At 70.3% G+C, this 23955-nt stretch carries 23 protein-coding genes and 1 pseudogene; 1 reads left to right on the top strand and 23 read right to left on the bottom strand.

The genetic code is table 11. From position 1 onward, the window contains the following. Positions 1 to 43: 43 nt before the first annotated feature. The 20 genes and pseudogenes from Mco01_RS39075 to rpmE all read right to left on the bottom strand — a co-directional run bounded on the left by Mco01_RS39075 (position 44) and on the right by rpmE (position 17994). On the bottom strand, positions 44 to 1531 hold the full coding sequence (locus Mco01_RS39075) for a hypothetical protein (protein WP_239103577.1): 1488 nt from the start codon (positions 1529 to 1531) through the stop codon (positions 44 to 46). A gap of 322 nt (positions 1532 to 1853) precedes the next feature. Further along, a pseudogene (locus tag Mco01_RS40185) lies at positions 1854 to 1910 on the bottom strand (hypothetical protein); the annotation flags it as partial. A 2-nt stretch (positions 1911 to 1912) separates the two neighbouring features. Next, on the bottom strand, positions 1913 to 2311 hold the full coding sequence (locus tag Mco01_RS13130; RefSeq protein ID WP_204057156.1) for a DUF2550 domain-containing protein: 399 nt from the start codon (positions 2309 to 2311) through the stop codon (positions 1913 to 1915). Between the two features lie 21 nt (positions 2312 to 2332). Further along, positions 2333 to 2734, bottom strand: coding sequence for a F0F1 ATP synthase subunit epsilon (locus Mco01_RS13125; protein ID WP_036327401.1), 402 nt, complete (start codon positions 2732 to 2734; stop codon positions 2333 to 2335). Positions 2735 to 2822: 88 nt separating this feature from the next. Beyond that, positions 2823 to 4250, bottom strand: a complete 1428-nt coding sequence (atpD, locus tag Mco01_RS13120) for a F0F1 ATP synthase subunit beta (RefSeq protein ID WP_204057155.1) — start codon at positions 4248 to 4250, stop codon at positions 2823 to 2825. 1 nt (position 4251) lies between these two features. Next, positions 4252 to 5151 carry a F0F1 ATP synthase subunit gamma gene (locus tag Mco01_RS13115; protein WP_204057154.1) on the bottom strand — a complete coding sequence of 300 codons (900 nt, stop codon included), beginning with the start codon at positions 5149 to 5151 and terminating at the stop codon, positions 4252 to 4254. A gap of 3 nt (positions 5152 to 5154) precedes the next feature. Further along, positions 5155 to 6804: a F0F1 ATP synthase subunit alpha gene (gene atpA / locus Mco01_RS13110; RefSeq protein ID WP_204057153.1), complete on the bottom strand. Its 1650-nt coding sequence runs from the start codon at positions 6802 to 6804 to the stop codon at positions 5155 to 5157. A 25-nt stretch (positions 6805 to 6829) separates the two neighbouring features. Continuing rightward, positions 6830 to 7639, bottom strand: a complete 810-nt coding sequence (locus Mco01_RS13105) for a F0F1 ATP synthase subunit delta (protein ID WP_204057152.1) — start codon at positions 7637 to 7639, stop codon at positions 6830 to 6832. Next, positions 7639 to 8187, bottom strand: a complete 549-nt coding sequence (locus tag Mco01_RS13100; RefSeq protein WP_204057151.1) for a F0F1 ATP synthase subunit B — start codon at positions 8185 to 8187, stop codon at positions 7639 to 7641. Before Mco01_RS13100 ends, Mco01_RS13105 begins: the two co-directional genes overlap by 1 nt. A 26-nt stretch (positions 8188 to 8213) precedes the next feature. Then, complete coding sequence (gene atpE / locus Mco01_RS13095; RefSeq protein ID WP_036327412.1) at positions 8214 to 8447, bottom strand: ATP synthase F0 subunit C; 234 nt, start codon at positions 8445 to 8447, stop codon at positions 8214 to 8216. 81 nt (positions 8448 to 8528) lie between these two features. Next, positions 8529 to 9320 (bottom strand): F0F1 ATP synthase subunit A, encoded by a 792-nt coding sequence (gene atpB, locus Mco01_RS13090; protein WP_204057150.1) that lies wholly within the window; start codon positions 9318 to 9320, stop codon positions 8529 to 8531. A 133-nt stretch (positions 9321 to 9453) separates the two neighbouring features. After that, entirely contained in the window at positions 9454 to 9669 is a 216-nt protein-coding gene (locus Mco01_RS13085; protein ID WP_204057149.1) for a hypothetical protein, read from the bottom strand. 66 nt (positions 9670 to 9735) lie between these two features. Next, positions 9736 to 10155, bottom strand: coding sequence for a Cg1360 family ATP-synthase-associated protein (locus tag Mco01_RS13080; RefSeq protein ID WP_204057148.1), 420 nt, complete (start codon positions 10153 to 10155; stop codon positions 9736 to 9738). Between the two features lie 104 nt (positions 10156 to 10259). Beyond that, positions 10260 to 11756: a glycosyltransferase family 4 protein gene (locus Mco01_RS13075; RefSeq protein WP_204057147.1), complete on the bottom strand. Its 1497-nt coding sequence runs from the start codon at positions 11754 to 11756 to the stop codon at positions 10260 to 10262. Positions 11757 to 12087: 331 nt separating this feature from the next. Then, entirely contained in the window at positions 12088 to 12474 is a 387-nt protein-coding gene (locus Mco01_RS13070) for a hypothetical protein (protein ID WP_204057146.1), read from the bottom strand. 124 nt (positions 12475 to 12598) lie between these two features. Beyond that, positions 12599 to 14821: a hypothetical protein gene (locus tag Mco01_RS13065; RefSeq protein ID WP_204057145.1), complete on the bottom strand. Its 2223-nt coding sequence runs from the start codon at positions 14819 to 14821 to the stop codon at positions 12599 to 12601. Positions 14822 to 14946: 125 nt separating this feature from the next. Next, positions 14947 to 15594 (bottom strand): L-threonylcarbamoyladenylate synthase, encoded by a 648-nt coding sequence (locus Mco01_RS13060; protein WP_204057144.1) that lies wholly within the window; start codon positions 15592 to 15594, stop codon positions 14947 to 14949. 78 nt (positions 15595 to 15672) lie between these two features. Then, on the bottom strand, positions 15673 to 16527 hold the full coding sequence (gene prmC, locus Mco01_RS13055) for a peptide chain release factor N(5)-glutamine methyltransferase (protein WP_204057143.1): 855 nt from the start codon (positions 16525 to 16527) through the stop codon (positions 15673 to 15675). An 88-nt stretch (positions 16528 to 16615) separates the two neighbouring features. Further along, positions 16616 to 17662: a peptide chain release factor 1 gene (gene prfA / locus Mco01_RS13050; RefSeq protein WP_036327428.1), complete on the bottom strand. Its 1047-nt coding sequence runs from the start codon at positions 17660 to 17662 to the stop codon at positions 16616 to 16618. Between the two features lie 113 nt (positions 17663 to 17775). Then, entirely contained in the window at positions 17776 to 17994 is a 219-nt protein-coding gene (gene rpmE, locus Mco01_RS13045) for a 50S ribosomal protein L31 (protein ID WP_036327430.1), read from the bottom strand. 452 nt (positions 17995 to 18446) lie between these two features. Here rpmE and Mco01_RS13040 point away from each other — a divergent pair, with 452 nt between their 5' ends. Next, the gene (locus Mco01_RS13040; protein WP_204057142.1) at positions 18447 to 19403 is read left to right on the top strand and encodes a hypothetical protein; all 957 of its coding nucleotides are present in this window, start codon (positions 18447 to 18449) and stop codon (positions 19401 to 19403) included. 110 nt (positions 19404 to 19513) lie between these two features. Here the strand turns inward: Mco01_RS13040 and Mco01_RS13035 are convergent, their stop codons facing one another. The 3 genes from Mco01_RS13035 to rho form a co-directional block, all read right to left on the bottom strand. Then, complete coding sequence (locus tag Mco01_RS13035) at positions 19514 to 20155, bottom strand: response regulator (RefSeq protein WP_204057141.1); 642 nt, start codon at positions 20153 to 20155, stop codon at positions 19514 to 19516. Positions 20156 to 20186: 31 nt separating this feature from the next. Continuing rightward, positions 20187 to 21515 (bottom strand): sensor histidine kinase, encoded by a 1329-nt coding sequence (locus Mco01_RS13030; RefSeq protein ID WP_239103576.1) that lies wholly within the window; start codon positions 21513 to 21515, stop codon positions 20187 to 20189. A gap of 180 nt (positions 21516 to 21695) precedes the next feature. Further along, positions 21696 to 23672 carry a transcription termination factor Rho gene (gene rho / locus Mco01_RS13025; RefSeq protein ID WP_204057140.1) on the bottom strand — a complete coding sequence of 659 codons (1977 nt, stop codon included), beginning with the start codon at positions 23670 to 23672 and terminating at the stop codon, positions 21696 to 21698. Positions 23673 to 23955: the final 283 nt, after the last annotated feature.

Here is a 23955-nt window from a genome sequence, read left to right as displayed (position 1 = left end):
TTCGCCAGGAAGCCGCCGCCCCGTCTGGGCGGCGGCTTCTCTCTCAGGCTGCCGGGTTCGTTCCGGCCATCATGCCGTACGCGGTGTTGACGGCGGCCGAGGTGCCGTCGCGGTAGTAGAGGAAGCCGTCATTGGCCTGGAACACGATCCGGGACCCGCGGATCGAGGGGCTGGTGTGCGCCATCATCCCGTACCGGGTGTCGACCGTGCTGCCGGCACTGTTGCGGGTGAAGAGGAAGCCGGTGTTGGCCTGGAACGCGATCGTCCAGGAGGTGCCCGACGCCGAGATCGCGGGGCTGGTGTCGGTCATGAGGCCCAGGCGTAGATCTGTGCCCGTGCCGTTGCTGTTCAGGACCCACAGCAGACCGGTGTTGGCCTGGAAGGCGATCACGTAGCGGCCGTCGGACAGTTTCGCGATCGACGGGCTGGTGCCGCGCATCATGCCGAAGCCGGTGTTCACCGTGGCGCCGCCGGAGTCCCGGTAGTAGAGGAAGCCGTCGTTGGCCTGGAAGGCGATCCGCCAGCTGCCGGTGTCACCGGCGATCGACGGGCTGGTGCCGGCCATCAAGCCCAGGCGCAGATCGACCGTCTTGCCGGTGGACATGTTCCGAGTGAACAGCAGACTGGTGTTGGCCTGGAAGGCGATCTGCCCGCCGGAGATGGACGGGCTGGTCCCGGCCATCATCCCGAGCTGGGTGTCGTGCATCGCCCCGTTGGTCGCCCGGGTGAACAGGAAACCGGTGTTGGCCTGGAACGCCACCTGTCCGTTCGACGTGGCCGGGCTGGTGCCGCGCATCATGCCGTACCGGGTGTCGACCATCGCGCCGTTGGCGTCCCGGGTGAACAGGAAGCCGGTATTCGCCTGGAACGCGACCAGCGAGCTGGTGCTGGTGGACGGAGGGTCCGGCTCGTCCGGGGTGGTCGAGCCAGGCGGAATGTAGAACCAGTCATTCGAATCGTCGTCGTTGTCGACGTACCACCCTCCCGGGCTGGTGTTCTCGCCGACGCAGACCGCCTTGTCCGAGACGCTCGGCCGGGTGATGCACAGCCGGACGCCTCGATGGGCACCGTCGATCGACCGGGTGTAGTACCAGCCGTCGAATGGGGCACGGTCGTACTCCACGAGGCCATCCGGCGTGATCTTCTCACAATAGTGCCAGGTGAAGTCGCCGCCGAGTTTCCCGGCCAGCTCCGACGTCGTGTACTGGCGATAATGGATGTCGGACGACAGCGGCACGATGTCGTTCGTGCGGTCGATGCTGAGGTAGTCACCGGCCTTGAGGTACGCCTCACCGTAAATGGACGCGTTGTTGCCGGCCGAGTAGAGCCGCGGCTTCGTGCCGTAGATCTCCTGGCTCCCGTAGGGAGACCCGATGGATTGGTAGTAGATACCGCTGTTGTTGTCGCACTGCTTGGCGTCGGCGTGTGGCTCGGCGAACGCCGGGGAGGCGACGCCGACGACGGCGGTGGTGACGGCGACCACGGTCGCCGTCACGAGACTCGCCCAGCGGCGAGGGCGGCTGAAGTTCACGCAGAAACTCCGGGGAGAGGCGGACGCGGAATGCGTCCGGCGGTGAAGGTCGCTGGAGCTTTGCACGCCGGTCGGGAGCAGGCAACGACATGCCGGTCATACGGGACGCACGGGATGCCATCCGGGGCCCTACCCTGCGACGACGCGGCCTGCCCGGGACGACGGCGTGCCGGTCCGCAGGGCCGGCACGGTAAGTCCCGGCGCCTCCCGGGCACATGGGCTTCCCGGGTGGGACGCCGAAATCGGCCGCCGGGCCGGCCAGGGCGTACACCGCCGGCCAGGATCCGTAACAGGCGGGCACGTCGCGCCAGGGCGCCCCTACGCGCACGCGCCAGCGGATCCCGTCGATCAACTGCCGTTTGCTGAAACTTCGATACAGGCCTAGGCGGCGTCGAGGTGGGCGCTGGGCGGGGCGGATTCGAGCCAGGCGAGGAAGCCGGTGAGGGCGTCCTCGCTCATCGCGAGGGACAGCGGGCCGCGCTCGGCGGAGCAGACGACGGTCCAGTAGCCGGCGGGGCCCTCGTCGATCCCCAGCATTCTGCGGCTGGAAACGGTGAGGCCGCGCCTCGCGATCGCGTGGCGCGGCCTCAGTCGCAGTCCCAGAAAGGGGATCCAGTGGAGCTCTCCCCCTACGTAGCGGGCGACCCCGCTCTTCCAGCCTCCATGGCCGTCTCGTACGCGACAGACGACCGTGCCCCGGCTCCGGGCCAGGGCGACTCCGCGCACCACGAGGAACGCGGCCAGGGCGACGACGCCCGCGAGTATGTCAAGCGCCGCCATCGCCGCCCTCCTTGTCGAGAGTCAGACCTCTTCGCCGGCCGCACGCAGCCGGGCCGCCGCACGCTTGGCCTCCAGCCGCGCGTCCGCGTCCTCCTGGTCGGCCTCGATCGAGGCCTGAGCACGCTGCAGCGCGTCCTTCGCCGCGGCGACGTCGACCTCGGAGCCGAGCTCGGCCGCCTCCGCCAGGATCGACACGTCGTTGTCGGCGACGGAGATGAACCCGCCGTGGACCGCGGCCACGAGGTCGGCCTCGGCACCGCGCTTGACGCGCAGCACCCCGCCCTCGACGAGGACACCGAGAACAGGAGCGTGTCCCGGCATAATACCGATCTCGCCGTCCACGGTCTTGGCAATGACCATGTCGGCCTCGCCGGTCCAGATCTCGCGCTCCGGCGACACCACGCCCACGCGAAGCTTTGCCACTTCTCAGCTCCCCTTCCAAGGAGACGCCCGGGACGCCCGTACGGCCCGCGTCAGATGCGCGGGGCCGTACGGGACGTCGAGACGGGCCTCAGCGCTCGAGTTCCTTGGCCTTCGCGATGGCCTGCTCGATGCCGCCGACCATGAAGAACGCCTGCTCGGGCAGGTGGTCGTACTCGCCGGCGCACAGACCCTTGAAGGACGCGATCGTCTCGTCGAGCGGGACGAACTCGCCCGGCTGGCCCGTGAAGGCCTCGGCCGCGTACATCGGGTGCGACAGGAACCGCTCGATGCGGCGCGCCCGCTGAACGGTGACCTTGTCCTCTTCGGAGAGCTCGTCGATGCCCAGGATGGCGATGATGTCCTGCAGTTCCTTGTACTTCTGCAGGATCCGCTTGGTCTCCTGGGCGACCGCGTAGTGCTCGTCACCGATGATCTGCGGGTCGAGGATCCGCGAGGAGGAGTCGAGCGGGTCCACCGCGGGGTAGATGCCCTTCTCCGAGATCGGCCGGGACAGAACGGTCTGCGCGTCGAGGTGCGCGAACGCGTTGTGCGGGGCCGGGTCGGTGATGTCGTCCGCGGGGACGTAGATCGCCTGCATGGAGGTGATCGAGTGTCCGCGGGTCGAGGTGATGCGCTCCTGGAGCACGCCCATCTCGTCGGCGAGGGTCGGCTGGTAACCCACGGCGGACGGCATGCGGCCGAGCAGCGTGGACACCTCCGAGCCCGCCTGGGTGAAGCGGAAGATGTTGTCGATGAACAGCAGCACGTCCTGCTTCTGCACGTCGCGGAAGTACTCCGCCATCGTCAGAGCCGACAGCGCCACCCGCAGACGGGTGCCCGGGGGCTCGTCCATCTGGCCGAAGACGAGCGCGGTGTCCTTGAGGACGTCCGCCTCCTCCATCTCCAGCCACAGGTCGTTGCCCTCACGGGTGCGCTCGCCGACGCCCGCGAACACCGAGGTGCCCGAGAACTTCAGCGCGACGCGGCGGATCATCTCCTGGATCAGAACGGTCTTGCCGACGCCCGCGCCGCCGAACAGGCCGATCTTGCCGCCCTTCACGTACGGCGTGAGCAGGTCGATGACCTTGATGCCGGTGGGCAGCATCTCGGTGCGGGCCTCGAGCTGGTCGAAGGCCGGGGCCGGCCGGTGGATCGGCCAGCGCTCGTTGACCTCGATGGACGCCTTCGGCGCGTCGAGCGGCTCGCCCAGGGCGTTCCACACGTGGCCCTTGACCGCGTCGCCGACCGGCACCGAGATCGCGGCGCCGCTGTCGCTGACGGCCGCGCCGCGGACGACGCCGTCGGTGGGCTGCATGGAGATGGCCCGGACGATGTTGTCGCCGAGGTGCTGGGCGACCTCGAGGGTCAGGGTCTTGGTCTCCCCGCCGAGCGTGACGTCGACGGTGAGCGCGTTGTAGATGTCCGGCATGGCCTCGACGGGGAACTCCACGTCGACGACCGGACCGGTGACGCGGGCCACGCGGCCCACGTTGGTCTCAACAGTCTGTGCGGTCATTTCACTCTTTCCCCGCTGCGGCGTCAGCCAGCGCGTTGGCGCCACCGACGATCTCGCTGATTTCCTGGGTGATCTCGGCCTGGCGAGCCTGGTTCATCTGCCGGGTGAACACGCCGATGAGCTCGTTGGCGTTGTCCGTGGCCGACTTCATGGCCCGCCGCCGCGCGGCGTGCTCCGACGCGGCCGCCTGCAGCAGCGCGTTGTAGATGCGCGACTCGATGTAGCGCGGCAGCAGCGCGTCGAGGACCTCGCCCGCGGCCGGCTCGAACTCGTAGTACGGCATGGGGCCGTCCGCCGGCTCCGGCGCCTCCTCGACCTCGAGCGGCAGGATCCGCCTGACGATCACGTTCTGGGTCAGCATGGAGACGAACCCGGTGGAGACGACGTGGATCTCGTCGATCCCGTCCTCTTCCTTGAACGAGTCGATCAGCGCGCCGGCGATGTCCTTGGCGTGCGCGTACGACGGGTTGTCGGAGAAGCCGTCCCACTCGCCGAACAGCTCCCGGCCGCGGAACTTGTGCCAGGTGAGGCCCTTGCGTCCGACGACGTACGGCCGGACGGCCAGGCCGCGCTCGGTCAGGTGACCCTTGAGCGCCTCCGCCTCGCGCAGCACGTTGGCGTTGTAGCCGCCCGCGAAGCCGCGGTCGCTGGTGACGATCAGGACGCCCGCCGTGGCCGGCTGCTCCTTGGCCACGGTCAGCGGGTGGTCGACGCTCGCCGTGTTCGACAGGACGGCCGACACCGCGTGTGTGATCTCACGCTCGTACGGCACGGCCGCCTGCATCCGCTGCTGCGCCTTGACGATGCGCGACGAGGCGATCAGCTCCTGCGCGCGGGTGATCTTCGCGGTGGACTTGACCGACCTGATCCGCCGCCGCAGCAGTCTCAGCTGGGCACCCATGCGTTACTTCGCCTCGGTCTTGCGGACGTGCCTGACGACCTTCTCCTGGCCGACCTCGGCGGCGTCGAGCGCCTCCACCGGCTCGTCCCTGACCAGCAGCTCGCCGCTGGAGGTGGTGAAGCCCTTCTTGAACTCCGTGACGGCGTCCTTGAGGGCGGTCACCGTGTCGTCCGACAGGTCCCTGGTCTCGCGGATGCTGTCGAAGACGCCCTTCTGCGTGCTCTGCAGGTAGTCGAGGAACTCGGCCTCGAAGCGCCGGATGTCCTCGATCGGGACGTCGTCGAGCTCGCCGGTGGTGCCGGCCCACACCGACACGACCTGCTTCTCCACGGGGAAGGGGCTGTACTGCGGCTGCTTGAGCAGCTCGACCAGGCGGGCGCCGCGCTCCAGCTGGGCGCGGGAGGCCGCGTCCAGGTCGGAGGCGAAGGCCGCGAAGGCCTCCAGGTCGCGGTACTGCGACAGCGACAGACGCAGCGTGCCGGCCACCTTCTTCATGGCCTTGATCTGCGCCGAGCCGCCGACGCGGGACACCGAGATGCCGACGTTGATCGCCGGGCGGACGCCGGCGTTGAACAGGTCGGTCTCCAGGAAGCACTGGCCGTCGGTGATCGAGATGACGTTGGTCGGGATGAACGCCGAGACGTCGTTGCCCTTGGTCTCGATGATCGGCAGACCGGTCATCGAGCCGGCGCCCATCTCGTTCGACAGCTTGGCGCAGCGCTCCAGCAGGCGGGAGTGCAGGTAGAACACGTCGCCCGGGAAGGCCTCGCGGCCCGGCGGGCGGCGCAGCAGCAGGGACACGGCGCGGTAGGCGTCGGCCTGCTTGGTCAGGTCGTCGAAGACGATCAGGACGTGCTTGCCCTGGTACATCCAGTGCTGCCCGAGGGCGGAGCCGGTGTAGGGGGCGATGTACTTGTAACCCGCCGGGTCGGAGGCCGGGGCGGCGACGATGGTGGTGTACTCCATCGCGCCGGCCTCCTCCAGACGGCCGCGCACCTGCGCGATCGTGGAGCCCTTCTGGCCGACGGCGACGTAGATGCAGCGCACCTGACGCGTGGGGTCGCCGGAGAGCCAGTTCTCCTTCTGGTTGAGGATGGTGTCCACCGCGATCGCGGTCTTGCCGGTGCCGCGGTCGCCGATGATCAGCTGGCGCTGGCCGCGGCCGATCGGCGTCATGGCGTCGATCGCCTTGAGGCCGGTCTGCAGCGGCTCCTTCACCGGCTGGCGCTGGACCACGGAGGGGGCCTGCAGCTCGAGCGCGCGGCGGGCCTCGGCCTCGATCGCGCCCTTGCCGTCCAGGGGGTTGCCGAGGGGGTCGATCACGCGGCCGAGGAAGTCGTCGCCGACGGGGACCGACAGGACCTCGCCGGTGCGCCGGACCCGCTGCCCCTCCTCGATGCCGCTGAAGTCGCCGAGGACGACCGTGCCGATCTCGCGCACGTCCAGGTTCAGCGCGAGGCCGCGCGTGCCGTTCTCGAACTCGATCAGCTCGTTGGCCATCGTCGAGGGCAGGCCGGAGACATGGGCGATGCCGTCGCCGGCGTCGACGACGGTCCCGATCTCCTCGCGCGCGGCACCTTCCGGCTCGTACGCCTGGACGAAGCGCTCAAGCGCCTCCCGGATCTCGTCCGGCCGGATCGTAAGCTCCGCCATCTCTTCTCTGTCTCCCTATTCGCCTTCAGCCGGCCAACCGGCGGCGGACTTCTTCGATACGTCCGGCGATCGTGGTGTCGATGTAGTCGTCCCCCACCCGCACGGAGAAACCACCGAGCACCCTCGGGTCCACCTCGACGTTCAGGTGGACGTCTCGCCCGTAGGTGGCTCGCAGCCAGGCCGCGAGCCGCTGCTTCTGCTCCTCGCCCAGCGGAACCGCGCTCCGCACGACGCCCACGAGGCGCTCGCGCGCCCGGGCCACGATCCAGCCGTACTCCTCCAGGGCCGTCTCAAGGCTACGTCCTCTGGGGTGCACGACGACCTGCGTCACGAGGCGGATCGTGGTGGGGGCCGCCCTGCCGTCGAGAAGCGCGGCGAGCAGCTCCCGCTTGCGCTCCCCGGGGATCGCGGCGTCGCTCAGGACACGGCGCAGGGCGGGGTTGGCGGCCAGGATGCGGCCGAACCGGAACAGCTCGTCCTCGACGTCGTCGAGGCGGCCGTCGGACTCTGCCTCGGCGGCCGCGGCCATGACGCCCACGCGCTCGAGGGCGTCGGGGAGGTCACCGGCGCGGGACCAGGTCGCCCGGACCGCGGTGGCCGCGATCTCGATCGCGGCGGCCGAGATCCGGCCGTCGAGCAGCCCGCGGAGGACCTGCTCCTTCTGGTCGGCGGGCCGGGCGGGGTCGGACAGACCCCGCCGCAGCCCGTGCTCCCGGTCCAACAGATCGGCGACGGCGAAGAGGTCGTCGGCGAGGGTGCCGAGATCCGCCGACGCCGCGACGGCGTTGAACCGCTGCTCGACCTCGGACATCGCCGTCCTGCTCAGGCCGCGCATCAGCGGACCGCCTCCGGCCGGGCCTCGATCTCGTCGAGGAACCTGTCGACGATGCGCCGCTGGCGGGCCTCGTCCTCCAGGGACTCGCCGACGATGCGGGAGGCGAGCTCGGTCGACAGCCGGCCGATCTCGTTCCGCAGCTGGGCCAGCGCCTGCTGGCGGTCGGCCTCGATCTGCGTGTGGGCCGCCTCGACGATGCGCCGGGCCTCGGCCTGGGCCTCCTCGCGGAGCTCCGCCTTGATCTGCGCGCCCTGCTCGCGCGCCTCCTCACGCAGGCGGGCCGCCTCCTGGCGGGCCTCCGCGAGCTGGGCGCGGTACTGCTCCAGAGTGCGCTGGGCTTCGGCCTGGGCGTCCTCGGCCTTCTTGATGCCGCCCTCGATAGCCTCGGTCCGCTCGGCCAGCGTCTTCTGGATGCGCGGGGTGAGGATCTTTCCGACGACAATGAAGACGACGAGGAAGGCGAAGCTGCCGACGACCAGTTCGTAGGCGTGCGGGATGAGCGGGTTCTCCGCTCCCTCGGCCGCCAGGACCGTAGCTGCCAGAGTCATGGGGTGCAGCCTTCCTTATGGTCGTCTTACTTGATGCCTTGGAAGATGAACGGTGCGACGAGGCCGATGAGGGCCAGCGCCTCGGTGAGAACGAAGCCGAGGAGCATGTTCTGGCGGATGAGCCCGTACGCCTCCGGCTGGCGGGCGATGGCCTGCACGCCCTGACCGAAGATGATTCCCACGCCGATGCCGGGGCCGATGGCGGCAAGGCCGTAACCGATGGCGGTGACGTTGCCGGAGACCTCAGCGAGAACGCTCATTGCTTGATTCCTTTACTGGTTGGCCGGTGAGTGCTTCACCGGTCTGGTCTACGTCAGTGGGGACTCGATGCTCTGCGGTGCTCAGTGCTCGGGGTGGAGCGAGCCGCCGATGTACATGGCGGCGAGCAGCGTGAAGAGGAACGCCTGCAGGAACTGGATGAACATCTCGAAGCCGGTCATCACGATCGCCATGATCACGCCGACCACGCCGAGTCCCGAGCCGAGAGGCGTCAGCTTCTCGAAGAGGAACCAGAAACCGACGGCGCTGAAGAACGCCAGGATCATGTGGCCCGCGAACATGTTCGCGAAGAGCCGGACAGCGTGCGTGAACGGCGCCAGGATCAGGTTCGACACGAGCTCCAGCGGGGACAACAGGATGTAGATCGGCTTCGGCAGTCCCGGCGGGAACATCATGTTCTTGAAGTAGCCGCCCAGCCCCTGGTGCTTGATGCCGAGGTAGATCTTGATCACGTAGACCGTGACCGCGAACACGATCGCGAAGGCGATGTGCGAGGGCACCGGAATCTGGATCAGCGGGACGACGCCGAAGAGGTTCCACAACAGGATGAGGAAGAACATGCTGAGGAGCATCGGCATCCACCGCTCGGCGTCCTTGCCGAGAAAGGGGCGGGCGACCTGGTCACGGACGAACTGGTAGCCCATCTCGCCGATGTTCTGCATTCCCCGGGGCACGAGCTTGGGATTGGCGAAGGCGCTCCACGCGAGCGCGCAGACCAGGATGGCGCCAATCAGGGCGAACACCACGGGCTTGGTCAGCCAGGCCGGCGCGCCGTCGTACAGGGGCGGGAAATCGAAGATGGACGGCCCCGGCGCCTGGAAGTTGTCCTCGGCGACGAGCACAAGGGGGGTCACCTGGTCACCTCGCCTACCCGCTCGGGGCCGAATGCCCGAAGCATGTGCTTGTTCGTCCGTTCGCTACGCTCGCGCACGGGCGTTCCCTTCAGAGTGATCGATCAATAGAAGAGCGTGGGAACCGGGCCGGTTCTCAGCGGCAGTACTTCCAATAGACGAGGTAGCCCGCCAGTACGACCCCAACAATTACGCCTATGGGGATGAACGCATACACGCCGGTCCACCGGCTCAGCAACCAGCCGAGGCCGCCCCACACCAGAATCCCTGACAGCAGATAGCTCGGGACGGACCAGGCGGCGTCGGCGAAGTCGCGGCCGTCGGTCTCGGGCCTGCGCTCCTGTTCGCTCATCGCGAGCACGACGATAGCAGGAGCCATGCGGACTAGTCATATCGGGCTGCCCCGCGTGCCCCGGCGTCACCGTCCCCGTCCGGGGACCTCGGCGTCGGGCTCGACGTACAGCAGCTTGAGCTTCATGAACCCGCGCATCTCGCCGACGGTCCACGTCAGCGTGCACAGGATCGTCGCCAGGGCGAACACCCTGGAGTCGAACACGGTGGTCCCGTCGAAGGCGTTCAGCGCGGCCATGATCGCGAGCACTTTGACGATGTATCCGACGACCGCGGCGGTCATCATCGCCATCGGCGAGATCCGGCCGGCCCAGGACACCACCACGAGGCTCACGGTGAAGAAGGCGGCCACCAGGACGACGCCGATGCCGGCGCCCAGCGCACCCCCGGCTCCGCTCAGCACCGCCGCGACGATCACCGCGACGAGACCGACAACGAGGGTCGGCACGGCGGCGCCCTTCAGCACGCGCACGTCGTTGGCCTGCATCGATACTCCATAGTCGATTGTCAAGCGAGCGATTGCTACCTCAGGGGGCGGCGTCGTCCTCACCCCTGCTAGTGAAAGCTATCACAAGCTCCGGAGTGCGACCTTTACCTGCCGTTTCGGGTGGGCTGACGGGTTGCCGCGTCCCCCCGGCGCTGCTCGGGAGGCAGCGAGGGCGAGGGGAGGACGGGGTGGCCGGGTGTGCCGAACTGCTCGTCCTGGCCGCTCTGACCAGGGTGACCGGCCTGATCGGGCCGGCCCGGCTGACCCGGCTGGGCGGGGGCGCCCGGCCACACGGGCTGGTCGGCGTACGGGTGACGGGCGGCCGGCGGGCGCGCGGCCGGCCCGGGAGAGGCCGGGGACGGCTGGGACATGGTGGGCACCGCGGGGATCACGTCGGTGGCCTCGGCCTCCGTCGCCCCCGGTTCGGCGGAGCCGGGGCCGGATGCCGGGCGTCCGGCCGCGTGCGCGCCGACCTTCCGGTAGCGGAGGGCGTCCCGCCGGGAGCGCCAGCGGGGCAGCGCCATCATGACCAGCACCGCCACCGCGAGCAGGACCGTGAGCGGGAAGAGGATCAGCGGCACGCCCCCGATCGACAGGCCGACGATCGTGAAGGCGAACAGGAACGTCCACGCGTACATGATCAGGACGCTGCGCCGGTGCGAGTGGCCGATGTCGAGCAGGCGGTGGTGCAGGTGGCCGCGGTCGGGGGCGAACGGCGACAAGCCGGCCGAGGTGCGGCGGACGACGGCCATGATCAGGTCGGCCAGCGGCAGGATCATGACGGCGATCGGCAGCACGAGCGGCAGGATGACGGGGAACTTGTTGATCTTCACGGCGCTCGGCTCGACCGACGACGTGATGGTGATGAGCGAGGTGGCCAGCAGCAGCCCGATGAGCATGGCGCCGGTGTCGCCCATGAAGATCTTGGCTGGGTTGAAGTTGTGAGGGAGGAAGCCCAGACACATCCCTATGAGGATGGCGGCGATGGCCGCCGTCACGTTGATGCGCGAACCGTTGCTCGTCTGCGACAGCGCGATGGAGTACGCGAAGGTCGCCATGGCGGCGATGCCCACGATGCCGGCGGCCAGGCCGTCGAGGCCGTCCACGAAGTTCACCGCGTTGATCACGACGACGACGATCAGGATCGTGATGACGGTGCGCAGGGTGCTGTCGAGGCCGGTCGCGCCGCCCATGAACTGCGGCAGCGGCAGGAACGGCAGGTACATCCCGAAGTAGACCAGCAGGCCGCCCGCGGCGACCTGGCCGCCCAGCTTGACGAGGGCGTCCATCCCCAGCCAGTCGTCCAGGAAGCCGGTCACCACGATGAGGGTGGCCGCCGAGAGGATGGCGAACGCGGTCTGCCCGCTCTGCCCGTTGCCGAAGGCCCCGCCCACGTACGGCAGGTGCGTCGCCGTGATGATGCCGGCGACCAGCCCGCCGAACATCGCGAGCCCGCCCAGCCGGGGGGTCGGCACCTTGTGCACGTCCCGCTCCCGCACCTCCGGGGCCGCGCCGATGCGCAGCGCGAAGGCCCTGACCGGCGGCACCAGCAGGTACGTCACCGTTGCCGCCACGAGTGCCAAGAGCAGATATTCCCGCACGGACCTAGTTTCCTGGATAGGCAAGCCTGTTGTGACGGGAAAACAGCACAGACCGCCCTATTCCTCGCGGGGATATGCCGGATGCGTCGCGGTCAGCCCCTTTACCCGTTCGAGAACCGACGCTATCGCACTCAGCTGCCCCGTGGCCTGCAGGACGACGGACCTGATCTCCTCCATTTCGGGCACGGATGGGCGGCACCGGGGGCGCCGGGCCGGATCCGCGCGACGTTCCGCCGGCGCCCGCGGGGTGGCGGACGCCCGGACGTTCCCGCTCTTCCGCCTCGGGAGCGCCGTGGTTTCGGTCGTACGGCGTGCCCGAATCTCCGTCCGATCAGGAGAACGCGTGCGGCGCGCCGGTGCGGCTCGGCACCCAGCGAGGCGTGTCCGCCGCCTGATCGCTGATCGCCGTGAGCACCGCCTGCCGGTACATCCCCAGCCGGGCCCGATACTCGGCCAGGTCCTGCACGTAGCGCCCGGCGACCGGCGCGTCCCAGACGTCCTTGCTCTTCGCCTGCTCGTGCGGCTTGTCGAGCGAGCGGGTGAGCTGGTCCATCAGCGGGACGACCTGGAGCCAGAGATCGACGAGCCTCTGGTACTCGGGGTTGAACACCCAGCCCGTCGGCTGCCCGCCCGGCGTCAGCAGGTCGGTGCCGGACGGCGCGGGCGGCGTCTCGCCCGGCTGCAGCGGCGTCGGCGCCGGCGGGTCGACGTACGTCACGATCGCACCTCGCAGATCTCGGCCGGTCGATTTAGAGGCGGCCCGAAACCGGGGCCTGTCGTCCCGTGGGGCGCGGCGGTACGGGCGTCCGCGACCGCTACGGGTTCGTGGGGGGCGTTCACGCTCAGCCTCCCGGCGGCGGGATCGGGGCGTCGGGCTCGCCGGGATCGACGCTGCCGGACGGTCCGTCCGGCCCGATGTCCCTCGGCACCCACTGGCCGGTGCCCCACTCGCCCTTCGGCACGCTGACGCTCGGCATGTCGACGGGCTCGATCTCCCGATGGTGGTCGACGAGCATCCGCAGCACCGCGTCGCCGTCGTGCCGGGCGGGATAGGTGAGGACGTCGCCCGGCTGGGCCGCCGCGAGCGCCCGCGGATCGGGTACCGCTCCCCCGCCGTTCTGGTCCGAGCGCGGGCTGTCCCCCTGGTCGGCGGGGGCGTCCCCGGCGTACCCGCCGGTGCCGTTCGTGCCGGCGTGTGCGGCGGCCCCGTTTGACGTGCCGTTGGACGTGCCGTTCGCCGAGGCGCCGGTGTCCACCGGGTGACCACTGGTGGTTGAGGCGGTGTGCGAGGCGTGGAACGGCGCATGGTGCTCAGGGGTGCCCGGCACGGCGTCGGCGTTGCCCGTGGCGTACGGATCCTCGGTGAGGTTGTCCTCCGGCGTGCCGACGTAGGCGCCCTCGGGATCCTCCGGGGCGAGGCCGGCAGGGGATCCGGCGCCCGTCCCCGTGCCCGTCCCTGTCGCGGCGCCGGAGTGCGAGCCCGTCGCGGCCTCGCCGGAATGGGCGCCGGTGCCCGTAGCAGTGCCTGTAGCGGTGCCGGTGGCGGTGCCGGTGGCGGTGCCGGTTGAGGTACCGGTGTGCGTGCCTGTGCCTGTGCCTGTGCCCGTTCCGCTTCCGGATGTGGAGGGGTGGTCGGCGACTGGATGGCCGGGTTCGAGCGGCTCGACGTATCCGGGCGGTCCGTCGGGATGGGGACCCGTCGCGCCTCCGCCCGCACTGCCCGCGTGTGCGTGCACGGTCGGCATGTCGATCGGCTGGATGTCCTGCATGTGCTGGTTCAGATCGGCGATGTAGTCGGCGCTGGGCTGGTTGAGCGGGGTGCTGACGACCTTCACGCCGTCGACCACGATCACCTGACGTCCGGCCCTCTGGTCGATGTCGTCGGGGTGGTCCTTCCCCGGCGTGTCGATGATCTGTGAGTCGTCCCGCCCGTTCGACGGCTGGTCGCCGAGCGGCGCCGAGCCGTCCGACGCCGCATGTCCGTTGGACGAGCCCGTCGCTGCGCCGTCGCCTGTCGCGGTGCCGTTGTCGGTCGGCTGACCCGTGCCTGTCGCGGTGCCGTCGCCTGTCCCGGTGCCGTTGTCGGTCGGCTGGCCCGTCCCGGTGCCTGTGCCGCCTGTCGCCGAACCGTCGGACGCATGCCCGGTCCCGGTCCCCGTGCCGTTCGCCGTGCCGTCGCCGGTGGCGGTGCCTGCCGCATCGCCGCCCGTGCCGGTTCCGGTCCCGCCCGCAGCGGCTCCGGCGCCCCCGGGCTGGCCCGTGCCGGCGCCGCCGTCGGAGGTGCCGGTGCCGGTCGCGGTCCCGGAGGGCTGGCCGGTGCCGGTGGCCGAGCCCGTGCCGGTGGCCGAACCTGTATCGGTGGAACCGGTGGCGGTGCCGTTCGAGGTGCCGGTGTGGGTGCCGGTGTGGGTGTCGTGGCGGGGGACTTCCGCCAGCGTGCCCTCTACGGTGCCGCGCGTGCGGTCGGCGAGGGTCCCCTCGGCCACACCGTGGGTGCCGCCGGAGGTCGCGTGGCCGCCGTCGGTGGCCCCGTGGGTCTTGTGGACCGGGTCGTGCGAGGACGACTCCGGCTTGGGGGCGTCGTTCTTCTGCTGCGCGGTCGAGGCGTGGTGCGCCTCCGGCTTGTGCTCGGGCTTGTGTTCCGGCTTGTGCGCGGACGACCCCTGCGACGCGGACGCGCCATCGGCCTTCCCGCCGGTCTTCCCGTCCGCGTCGGCCTTGTGGTCGGGCTTGTGGTCCGAAGCCTTGGGGGCGGGATCGTCCGGGGGCCGGGTGGTGTCCTGCTCCGGAGAGAACGTGGACGTCTTGCCCGTCGGCGCCGTGCCGCCGCCCTGCTGCTTCTCCTTCTTCTCCAGGAGAACGAGGCGGCGGTCGACGTCCTTGACCATGGTCGTGCAGGCGTCCGCCACCTGGGACGGCCGATGGGTGGCGTGGACGGCGACCCCGGCTCCACGGGTGAGCTGCGTGACGCGGGCCTCGATCATGTCCATCTGCCTCGCGGCGTGCTGGACCTCCGACAGCAACTCGCGGACGAGCTTCGGATCCATCCCGTCGAGCTTGGCCATTGGGCGCGCCTCCACAGAGATATCGGCGCACTTCACGGTAGCTGGGGCGACAGCCTTCGAGAAGCCCGATAGCCAGACGGCATGAATGTGCCCTGCCCCCGACCCGTGGGAACGGGGACGGCCGGCTAGTCCTCGGTGGCCAGGTACCCCACGACGCCGCGGAGCTTGTCGACGGGGATCGCGCCCTTGCGCAGGACCCGCGGGACCGCCGTCGTGAGGTCGACGATCGTGGACGGCGCGTTGTCGGTGCACGGGCCCGCGTCGAGGTAGACGGACACCGAGTCGCCCAGCTGCTCCTGGGCCTCGTCGACGGTCGTCGCCGCTGGGGCGCCGGACCGGTTGGCGCTGGAGACGGCCATCGGGCCGGTCTCCTTCAGCAGGTCGAGCGCCACGGGGTGCAGCGGCATGCGGATCGCGACCGTGCCCTTGCTCTCGCCGAGGTCCCACGACAACGACCGGTTGGCCTTCAGGACGAGCGTGAGCGGCCCGGGCCAGAAGGCGTCGACGAGGTCCTGGCCGTATGTCCCGAGGCTCTCCACGAGCGCGTTGGCGGCCCTGACGGTGCCGACGAGCACGGGGACGGGCGTCTCCCTGCCGCGGCCCTTGGCCTCCAGCAGGGCGTTCACGGCCGAGTGGGTGAACGCGTCGGCGCCGATCCCGTACACCGTGTCGGTGGGGATCACGACCAGGTCGCCCCGGCGTACGGCGGAGGCGGCCTCGGCCAGCCCCGCGGTCCGCTGGTCGTGGTCGGCGCAGTCATACCGTTGGCTCACAGCCTCATCCTTCCACGGCCTCCCGCGCGGCCCGCACGCGTCGCCGGGCATCCGGCCGTCGGAAACAGCCTCGGGCGGTCAGTCCTGGTCGAGGCGGGCGGTGACGTACCGGTCCCGGCCGGTCAGGTCCTGCCGCAGACGCGCGTCGCGCCAGCCCCTGTCCTCGGAGAACAGCCAGTAGACGGCGTTCCCCTGCTGGTCGGCGTGCTCGACGGCGACGAAGCCCCCGGGCCGCAGCAGCCGCCTGGCCGTCCGTTCGACGGCCCTGACCTCGTCGAGCCCGTCCTCCCCCGACCCGTACAACGCGCGCGACGGATCGTAGTCGCGCACCTCGGGGTCGCGCGGGATCGCGCCCGGCGGGATGTACGGCGGGTTGGAGATCACGAGATCGACGCGGCCGTTCAGCTCGGGGAGGCAATCGGCGAGGTCCTCGGGGTGGAGGGACGTGCGGCCCTGGCCGTGTTCGAGGATGTTGCGCCTGGCCCAGCTGTAGGCGACGGGGTCGATCTCCACGGCGTGCACCTGGGCGAGGGCGACCTCCTGGGCGATCGACAGCGCGATGGCGCCCGAGCCGGTGCCGAGGTCGACGACCACGGGCTGAGCGACGTCCATCTCGCGGAGCCGGTCGATGGCCCAGCCGGCGACGACCTCGGTCTCGGGCCGCGGCACGAAGACGCCGGGGCCGACCTCCAGCGACAGGTAGCGGAAGTAGGCGCGCCCGGTGATGTGCTGGAGCGGCTCGCGCGCCTCCCGGCGGGCGATCCCCTCCCAGAAGCGGGCGTCGAAATCGGCGTCCTTCACCATGTGGAGCCGCGACCGGGCCACGCCGTGCACGAACGCCGCGATCTCCTCGGCGTCGGTGCGCGGCGACGGCACGCCCGCCTCGGCCAGCCGGGCGGTCGCGTGGGCGATCTCGTCGAGCAGGAAGGTCATCGGTCTCTTACGGCGGTCGCGGTCGCTTGTCGGTGGTCCTGCGGGCTGAGCTCTCGGGGGCGTACGGCCGGGTGGCCGGCTCGCCGGCTCACGTGTGGGCGGCGAGCTTCTCCGCGAGTTCGGCGTCGAGCAAAGCCTGTATCACCGCGTCGAGATCGCCGTCCAGGACTTGGTCGAGGTTGTAGGCCTTGTAACCGACCCGGTGATCGGAGATGCGGTTCTCCGGGAAGTTGTAGGTCCGGACGCGCTCGGAGCGGTCGACCGTCCGCACCTGCGACTTGCGCTCGGCCATCGCGGCGGCGTCGGCCTCCTCCTGCGCCATCACGAGCAGCCGCGCGCGCAGGATGCGCAGCGCCGACTCCTTGTTCTGGAGCTGGCTCTTCTCGTTCTGGCAGGAGACGACGACGCCGGTCGGCAGGTGCGTGATCCGCACGGCCGAGTCGGTCGTGTTGACGCTCTGGCCGCCGGGGCCGCTCGACCGGAACACGTCGATCCGCAGGTCGTTCGGGTCGATCTGGACGTCGACGTCCTCGGCCTCGGGGTAGACGAGCACGCCGGCCGCCGAGGTGTGGATGCGGCCCTGCGACTCGGTCACGGGGACCCGCTGCACCCGGTGGACGCCGCCCTCGAACTTGAGCCGCGACCAGGCGCCCTCCTTGCCCTTGATCGCGACCGTGACGTCCTTGTAGCCGCCCAGGTCGGAGTGCTGGGCGTCGATGATCTCGGTCTTGTAGCCGGCCCGCTCGGCGTACCTGAGGTACATCCGCAGGAGGTCACCGGCGAACAGGGCCGACTCCTGGCCGCCCTCACCCGCCTTGATCTCCATGATGATGTCCTTGTCGTCGTTCGGGTCGCGCGGGACGAGCAGGTGCGTGAGCCGCTCCTCCAGGGCCGGGATCCGGCTCTCCAGGTCGGCCGCCTCCTCGGCGAACGCCGCGTCCTCCGACGCGAGCTCGCGCGCGGTCGCCAGGTCCTGCCGTACGGACTCAAGCTCGCGGTAGGTCGCGACGATGGGCGTGAGCACGGCGTACCGCTTGCCGTACGCCCGCGCCCTGGACTGGTCGGCGTGCACCGCGGGGTCGGCGAGCCGCAGTTCCAGGTCGGCGTACTCGCTCATGATCTCGTCGAGGTTCACCGCGAGCTCCTTATCTCATGATCCTCGGAAACAGGCCGCAATCACCAAGAACGCCGACCCGGGAACGCCGCCTCTGAACCGAGGGGCGCCGCCGGGCCGGCGTCGCGGAGGAGCTACTTGCTCTGGGCCTTCTTGCCGAAACGCGCCTCGAAGCGCGCCACCCGGCCACCGGTGTCGAGGATCTTCTGCTTGCCCGTGTAGAACGGGTGGCAGGCGGAGCACACGTCGGCGTGGATCACGCCGTTCTTGGCGGTGCTGCGCGTGGTGAAGGTGTTCCCGCAGGTGCAGGTCACCTCGGTGACCACGTACTCCGGGTGGATGTCGGGCTTCATGTCTCAGTCCTAACGCTCGGTGCGGTCGCCGGGTCGCTTGTCGGCTCGAAGGGCCTCGGCGCGTCGGCACACCCTGACGCGCCTGCGGGAACCGGTACCGCTGCGGTTCGGCTACCAGTGTGCCAGATCCTGCAACCTTCCCCGGCCACGCCCTATTCCCCGGTGTGGACAGCGGCCAGGTCCCGCAGCCCAGAAGAGACGAACGTTAGCGGAACTCCACACAAATCGGGCGAACGTTTACAGGCAAGTGGACTAGTCACACCCGCCCCACTAGGCTCCGGTGTTCAAACCCGACTTTTCCCTCAATTTTACCAATGTTAGGGGTAACCATGAGGAAGGGCTTGCGGCTCGCCTTGGCGGCCGCGACGGGGGCGGCTGTCTTTGCCGCAGGAGCGGCCATCACCGTAGCTTCCCCCGCGTACGCCGACGCCTCTGCCAGTGGCGTCGATTTCGTGGACAAGTTCATCCCGCCCACCGGCAGCGACAAGATCACCTTTAAGGTGCACGTGTCCGGCGCCTACGCCGACAAGGACCACCCGGCGAAGGTGACCGTGCGCTACTTGAAGGTCGACGAGACCGACTCGTCCGCGCACACGGCGGAGATCCCCACTCAGCTCGGTACAGTCAGCAGCGTTCCGAGTGACAACAAGGCTGACGTCTCGGGTTACATCCCCGTCGCGTCCAGCGACAAGCCCGGGGACTGGAAGTACCAGATCGGCATCACCCAGGGCGACGCCGCCTCCGGTGCCACCCCGACGTACAGCAACTGGACCACCCTTGCCGTCGCCGCGGCGACCCGGGTCACGGGCGCCAACGTCGACCCGGACCCGGTGTACCTGAAGTCGGGCAAGGATGTGGACGTCTACGCCGCCTTCAAGCTGGAGAAGTACGGCGACGAGAAGGTCACCGACGTCCGGCTGGAGTCCGAGGACAGCGACGACTACTACGCGCTGACCACGGGTCTCGAGGCCGACGACTCCTACCACGACTCGACGTCCTTCGACTACAGCACCACGGCCGGCGACTGGCAGCTGAAGATCACCGTCCAGCGGGGCACCAAGAAGTACAGCTTCGTCCGGGGCTTCCAGGTCAAGAAGAGCAGCTCCATGGCCAAGTCCAAGATCACCCTGTACGCCTCCCCGGCGAAGGTGAAGAAGGGCAAGACCACGAAGCTGTACGGCAAGGTCTACCGGGGTACGAAGGCCTGGTCGAAGAAGACCCTCAGGCTGTACTTCATGAAGAAGGGCACCAAGACGTGGAAGTTCGTGAGCACCGTCCACGCCACTTCCACCGGTAAGTACAGCAAGAGTGTGAAGCCGAAGTACGACGGTTACTGGCGGACCACGGCATCCGCCACGAGCAACACCTACCGCTCGCTCTCGAACAAGAAGTTCGTGGACGTCAAGTAGCGGAGCTGTGCGGCTCGCCCCACCAACCCCTGGCGCAAGCCGTACAGACGACGCACCCGAAGGCCCGCGCGGAGCGATCCGCGCGGGCCTTTGTCGTGCCGGCGAGCGGGTCAGCGACGGCCGAGGTAGGCGAGGACGGCGAGGACCCGCCGGTGGGCGTCGGGCGCGGGGTCGAGGCCGAGCTTCACGAAGATCGCCGTGATGTGCTTCTCCACCGCACCCTCGCTGACGACGAGCCCGGACGCGATCGCGGCGTTCGACCGGCCCTCCGCCATCAGCGACAGCACCTGCCGCTCGCGGACGCTGAGCGTGTCGAGCCCGGCCCGGCGGCGGCTCAGCAGCTGCACGACGACGTCGGGGTCGATGACCGTCCCCCCGGCCGCCACCCGGCGGACCGCGTCGAGGAAGTCGGAGACGTCCGCGACCCGCTCCTTCAGCAGGTAGCCGACGGCGGCGGCCCCTCCCCCGAGCAGGTCGGTCGCGTACCGCTCCTCCACGTACTGCGACAGCACGAGGATCGGGAAGCCGGGACGGCGGGCGCGCACCTCGATGGCCGCGCGCAGCCCCTCGTCGGTGTGCGTCGGCGGCATGCGCACGTCCACGATCGCGAGGTCAGGGGCGTGCTCGGCGACCGCGGCGACCAGGGCGGGGCCGTCCCCGACCGCGGCGACCGTCTCGATCCCGCCGTCGGCCAGGAGCCGGGCCATGCCCTCCCTGAGCAGTACGGAGTCCTCCGCGATCGCTACGCGCATGCGCCACACCCTAGGTCGGCGGGAGCCCGTCCTACCACGTGCAGGGCAGCGAGGCGCGAATACGGGTGGGACCGCCGGGCGGACTGTCGACGATCAGGACCCCGTCGATCGTGGCGGCGCGGTCGGCGAGCCCGGCCAGTCCCCCGCCCGGTACGGCTCTCGCGCCGCCCACGCCGTTGTCGGCGACCTCCACCACGATCTGGACGCCCTCCCTGCGGACCGACACCGACGCCTCGGAGGCGCGGGAGTGCTTGGCCATGTTGGTCAGCGTCTCGGACACGATGAAGTACGCGATGCTCTCCACGGCCGGGGGCGGCCGTTCGGCGATCTCCACGGACAGCTCGACGCGTACGGGCGCCCGCGCCGCGAGCGAGGACAGCGCGGCGTCGAGCCCCCGGTCGGTGAGGATGGCGGGGTAGATCCCGCGGGCGAGGTCGCGCAGCTCGGCGATGGCCTCCTTGGTGCCGGCGTGCGCGCTGGCCAGCAGGTCGCGGGCCGCCTCGGGGTCCTCGTCGAACTTGGCGCGGGCCCGGCCCAGGTCGAGGGCCACCGCCAGCAGCCGCTGCTGCGCGCCGTCGTGCAGGTCGCGCTCGATCCGCCGCCGTTCGGTCTCGGCGGTGTGCACGCCCCGGGCCCTGCTGGCCCGCAGGTACTCCGTCTGGGCCCGCAGATGGTCCTGCTCGTCCACGCCGAGCAGCAGGTTCGCGAGCATGGTGTGCAGCCACGTCATGCCCCGCACGGCGTAGAGGGCGACCACCAGGATCGCCGCGCCGACGAGCGCCCAGGGCACCGACTCGGCGACCGAGCCGTACCCCAGCCGGACGCCCATCGTCGTCCGCCAGCCGAGGGCCGTGACGAGCGGGCCGGACAGCAGGGCGAGGCCGCTCGTCCACAGCAGCAGCGAGACGAAGAACTCCAGCGCCCCGAGCGGCGTCAGCAGGAGCAGGTAGCCGAGGTCCTTCCAGGTCGCGGGGTCGCCGAACAACCAGTCGAGGTGGCGGACGAACCCTCCCTCCGGCCGCCTCCGGTACGGGTCGGGGATCCGCACGCCGAAGGCCAGGCGCAGGATCCGCCGTTCGAGCATGGCCGCGCCGCGCCACATCAGGATCGTGACGACGATCAGCGGGAGCCCCACCCACACGACGACCATCGCGACCGACACGGGCACGGCGACCGACAGGACGGCGAGCCACGCGAGGCCGAGGAACAGGCTGAGGAACAGGTACGGCACGGCCCGCCAGGTCATCGGGTCGAGGGCGACCCCGATCGGGCCCTTGGGGCCGAGCGGCACCCGTTCGCGCAGCGGGCGGTCGTCCGGCTCGGGGGCCGGCCGGTCGGGGGACGCCGTCTCGGCGGTCATCGTCACCGTTCCCTCGCTTCCGTACGGCGTGACGGCTCGGGACAAGACTGCCAACACTTCGGGCCGGGGTGAATGGGGCGAACGGCCGTCCCGCAGGTGGGGCTAACCCGAAACGCGTCCCCGTACGCGCCGAAGCCCCGGGCGGCGGACCGTCCGGGGCTTCGGCGTGAACGAGGACGACTAGTCGCGGTCGCTGCTGACCGTCGTCTTCTGGACCTGGAGCAGGAACTCCGCGTTGGACTTCGTCTCCTTCATCTTCTCGAGAAGGAGCTCCAGCGCCTGCTGCATGTCGAGGGCGTGGAGGACGCGGCGGAGCTTCCACACGATGGACAGCTCCTCCTTGGCCATCAGGATCTCCTCCTTGCGGGTGCCGGACGCGTCGACGTCCACCGCGGGGAAGATGCGCTTGTCGGCCAGGGAGCGGTTGAGCTTGAGCTCCATGTTGCCGGTGCCCTTGAACTCCTCGAAGATGACCTCGTCCATCTTCGAGCCGGTCTCGACCAGGGCGGTGGCCAGGATCGTCAGCGAGCCGCCGTTCTCGATGTTGCGCGCGGCGCCGAAGAACCGCTTCGGCGGGTAGAGCGCGGTCGAGTCGACACCACCGGACAGGATGCGGCCGCTCGCGGGCGCCGCGAGGTTGTACGCGCGGCCGAGGCGGGTGATCGAGTCGAGCAGGACGACCACGTCGTGGCCCAGCTCCACCAGGCGCTTGGCCCGCTCGATGGCGAGCTCCGCGACGGTGGTGTGGTCCTCGGCCGGGCGGTCGAAGGTCGAGTGGATGACCTCGCCCTTGACCGACCGCTGCATGTCGGTGACCTCTTCAGGACGCTCGTCGACGAGGACGACCATCAGGTGGCACTCGGGGTTGTTGCGGGTGATCGCGTTGGCGATGGCCTGCAGCACCATCGTCTTGCCGGCCTTGGGCGGCGACACGATGAGGCCGCGCTGCCCCTTGCCGATCGGCGAGACGAGGTCGATGATCCGCGTGGTCAGGACGTTCGGCTCGGTCTCCAGGCGCAGGCGCTCCTGCGGGTAGAGCGGCGTGAGCTTGTTGAAGTCGGGCCGCTGACGAGCCTGCTCCGGGTCCATGCCGTTGACCGTGTCGAGGCGGACGAGGGCGTTGAACTTCTCGCGCCGCTCGCCGTCCCTCGGCTGCCGGACGGCGCCGGTGATGACGTCGCCCTTGCGCAGGCCGTTGCGGCGGATCTGCGCGAGCGAGACGTAGACGTCGTTGGAGCCCGGCAGGTAGCCGCTGGTCCGGACGAACGCGTAGTTGTCGAGGATGTCGAGGATGCCGGCGATCGGGATGAGGACGTCGTCCTCGCCGATCACGGGCTCGTTGCTGTCGAAGCGGTCGCGGCCGCGGCGGTTGCGCTCGCGGAACCGGCCGCGGCGGCCGCGGGCGTCGTCGCCCTGCTGGTCGCCGCCCTTGCCGTCGGTGCGGTTGTCCGGCCGGTTGTCGGCGCGGCCGTCGCCGCGGTCGCCCCGGTTGTCGCGGTCGCCGCGATTGTCGGGACGCCCGTCGGACCTGTTGTCGCCGCGGCCCTGCTGACGGCCCTGGCCGTCGCCCGGGTCGGCCGCGCGCTGGTCGGCGCGGTCGCGGCGCTCTCCCCTGTCGCCGCGCTCCCCGCGGGTGCGCCGCTCGCGGCGGTCGCCGCGCTCGGGACGGCCGTCGGCGCGGCTGTCGCCCTGGCCGGCGTCGCCCTGCTGGTCGGTGACGACCGGGGCCTCCGTGACGGCCGGCGCTGCGGCGGCGGGCGCCGCGGCCTCGATCGACGGGCGCTCCTCCCGGATCGGAGCGGGCTCGGCGGCGACGGTCTGCTCGATGGCGGGCGCGCTCGCGGCGGCCGTGGCGCGGGAACGTTCCCTGCGGCCACGGGCGGGGCGCTCCGCGACGGCGGGGGCCGCGGCGGCCGTCTTCGGCTCGGCGGGGGCCTCGGCCACGCCGCCCTGCTTCTCCTGGATCGCCGCGATGAGCTGGCTCTTCCGCATCCGCCCGGTCCCGGTGATGCCAAGGCTGGTGGCCATCGCCTGAAGCTCGGGAAGCACCATGCCGGCGAGGCCGGTGCCGGAGCGACGACGCGGTCGGGCCGGGGCGGAAGTGGGGGTGTCGCCGGCGGCCTGGCCGTCGGAGAGGAGTTCGGTGGTGTCGCTCAACTAAGGGTCCTTCCCAGGGGTCGGGCGCCGGAATCGTGCGTCCAGGCGTCCCGGTGATGCGACCCGGCGGGACAGACCGGGTCGGGCTTCGCGAATCTCATGTGTCGATGACCCTCGGGATCCGCGAGCGGTAGGTGCCCGGGGGACAACCCCCGGATTGCCGCCACCGACCAGATGTCTTGGTGGTTCGAACGCGCATGTCGCCGAGAACGCCGCCTCCCGCCGCGCCATCCGGGGATGGAAGGACTGGAGGTAACGGTTTCGGGGAAATCGCCTTGCCCGC

This window comes from Microbispora corallina, from assembly GCF_016863035.1.
Taxonomy (GTDB): domain Bacteria; phylum Actinomycetota; class Actinomycetes; order Streptosporangiales; family Streptosporangiaceae; genus Microbispora; species Microbispora corallina.
This window is presented reverse-complemented; position numbering and strand designations above follow the sequence as displayed.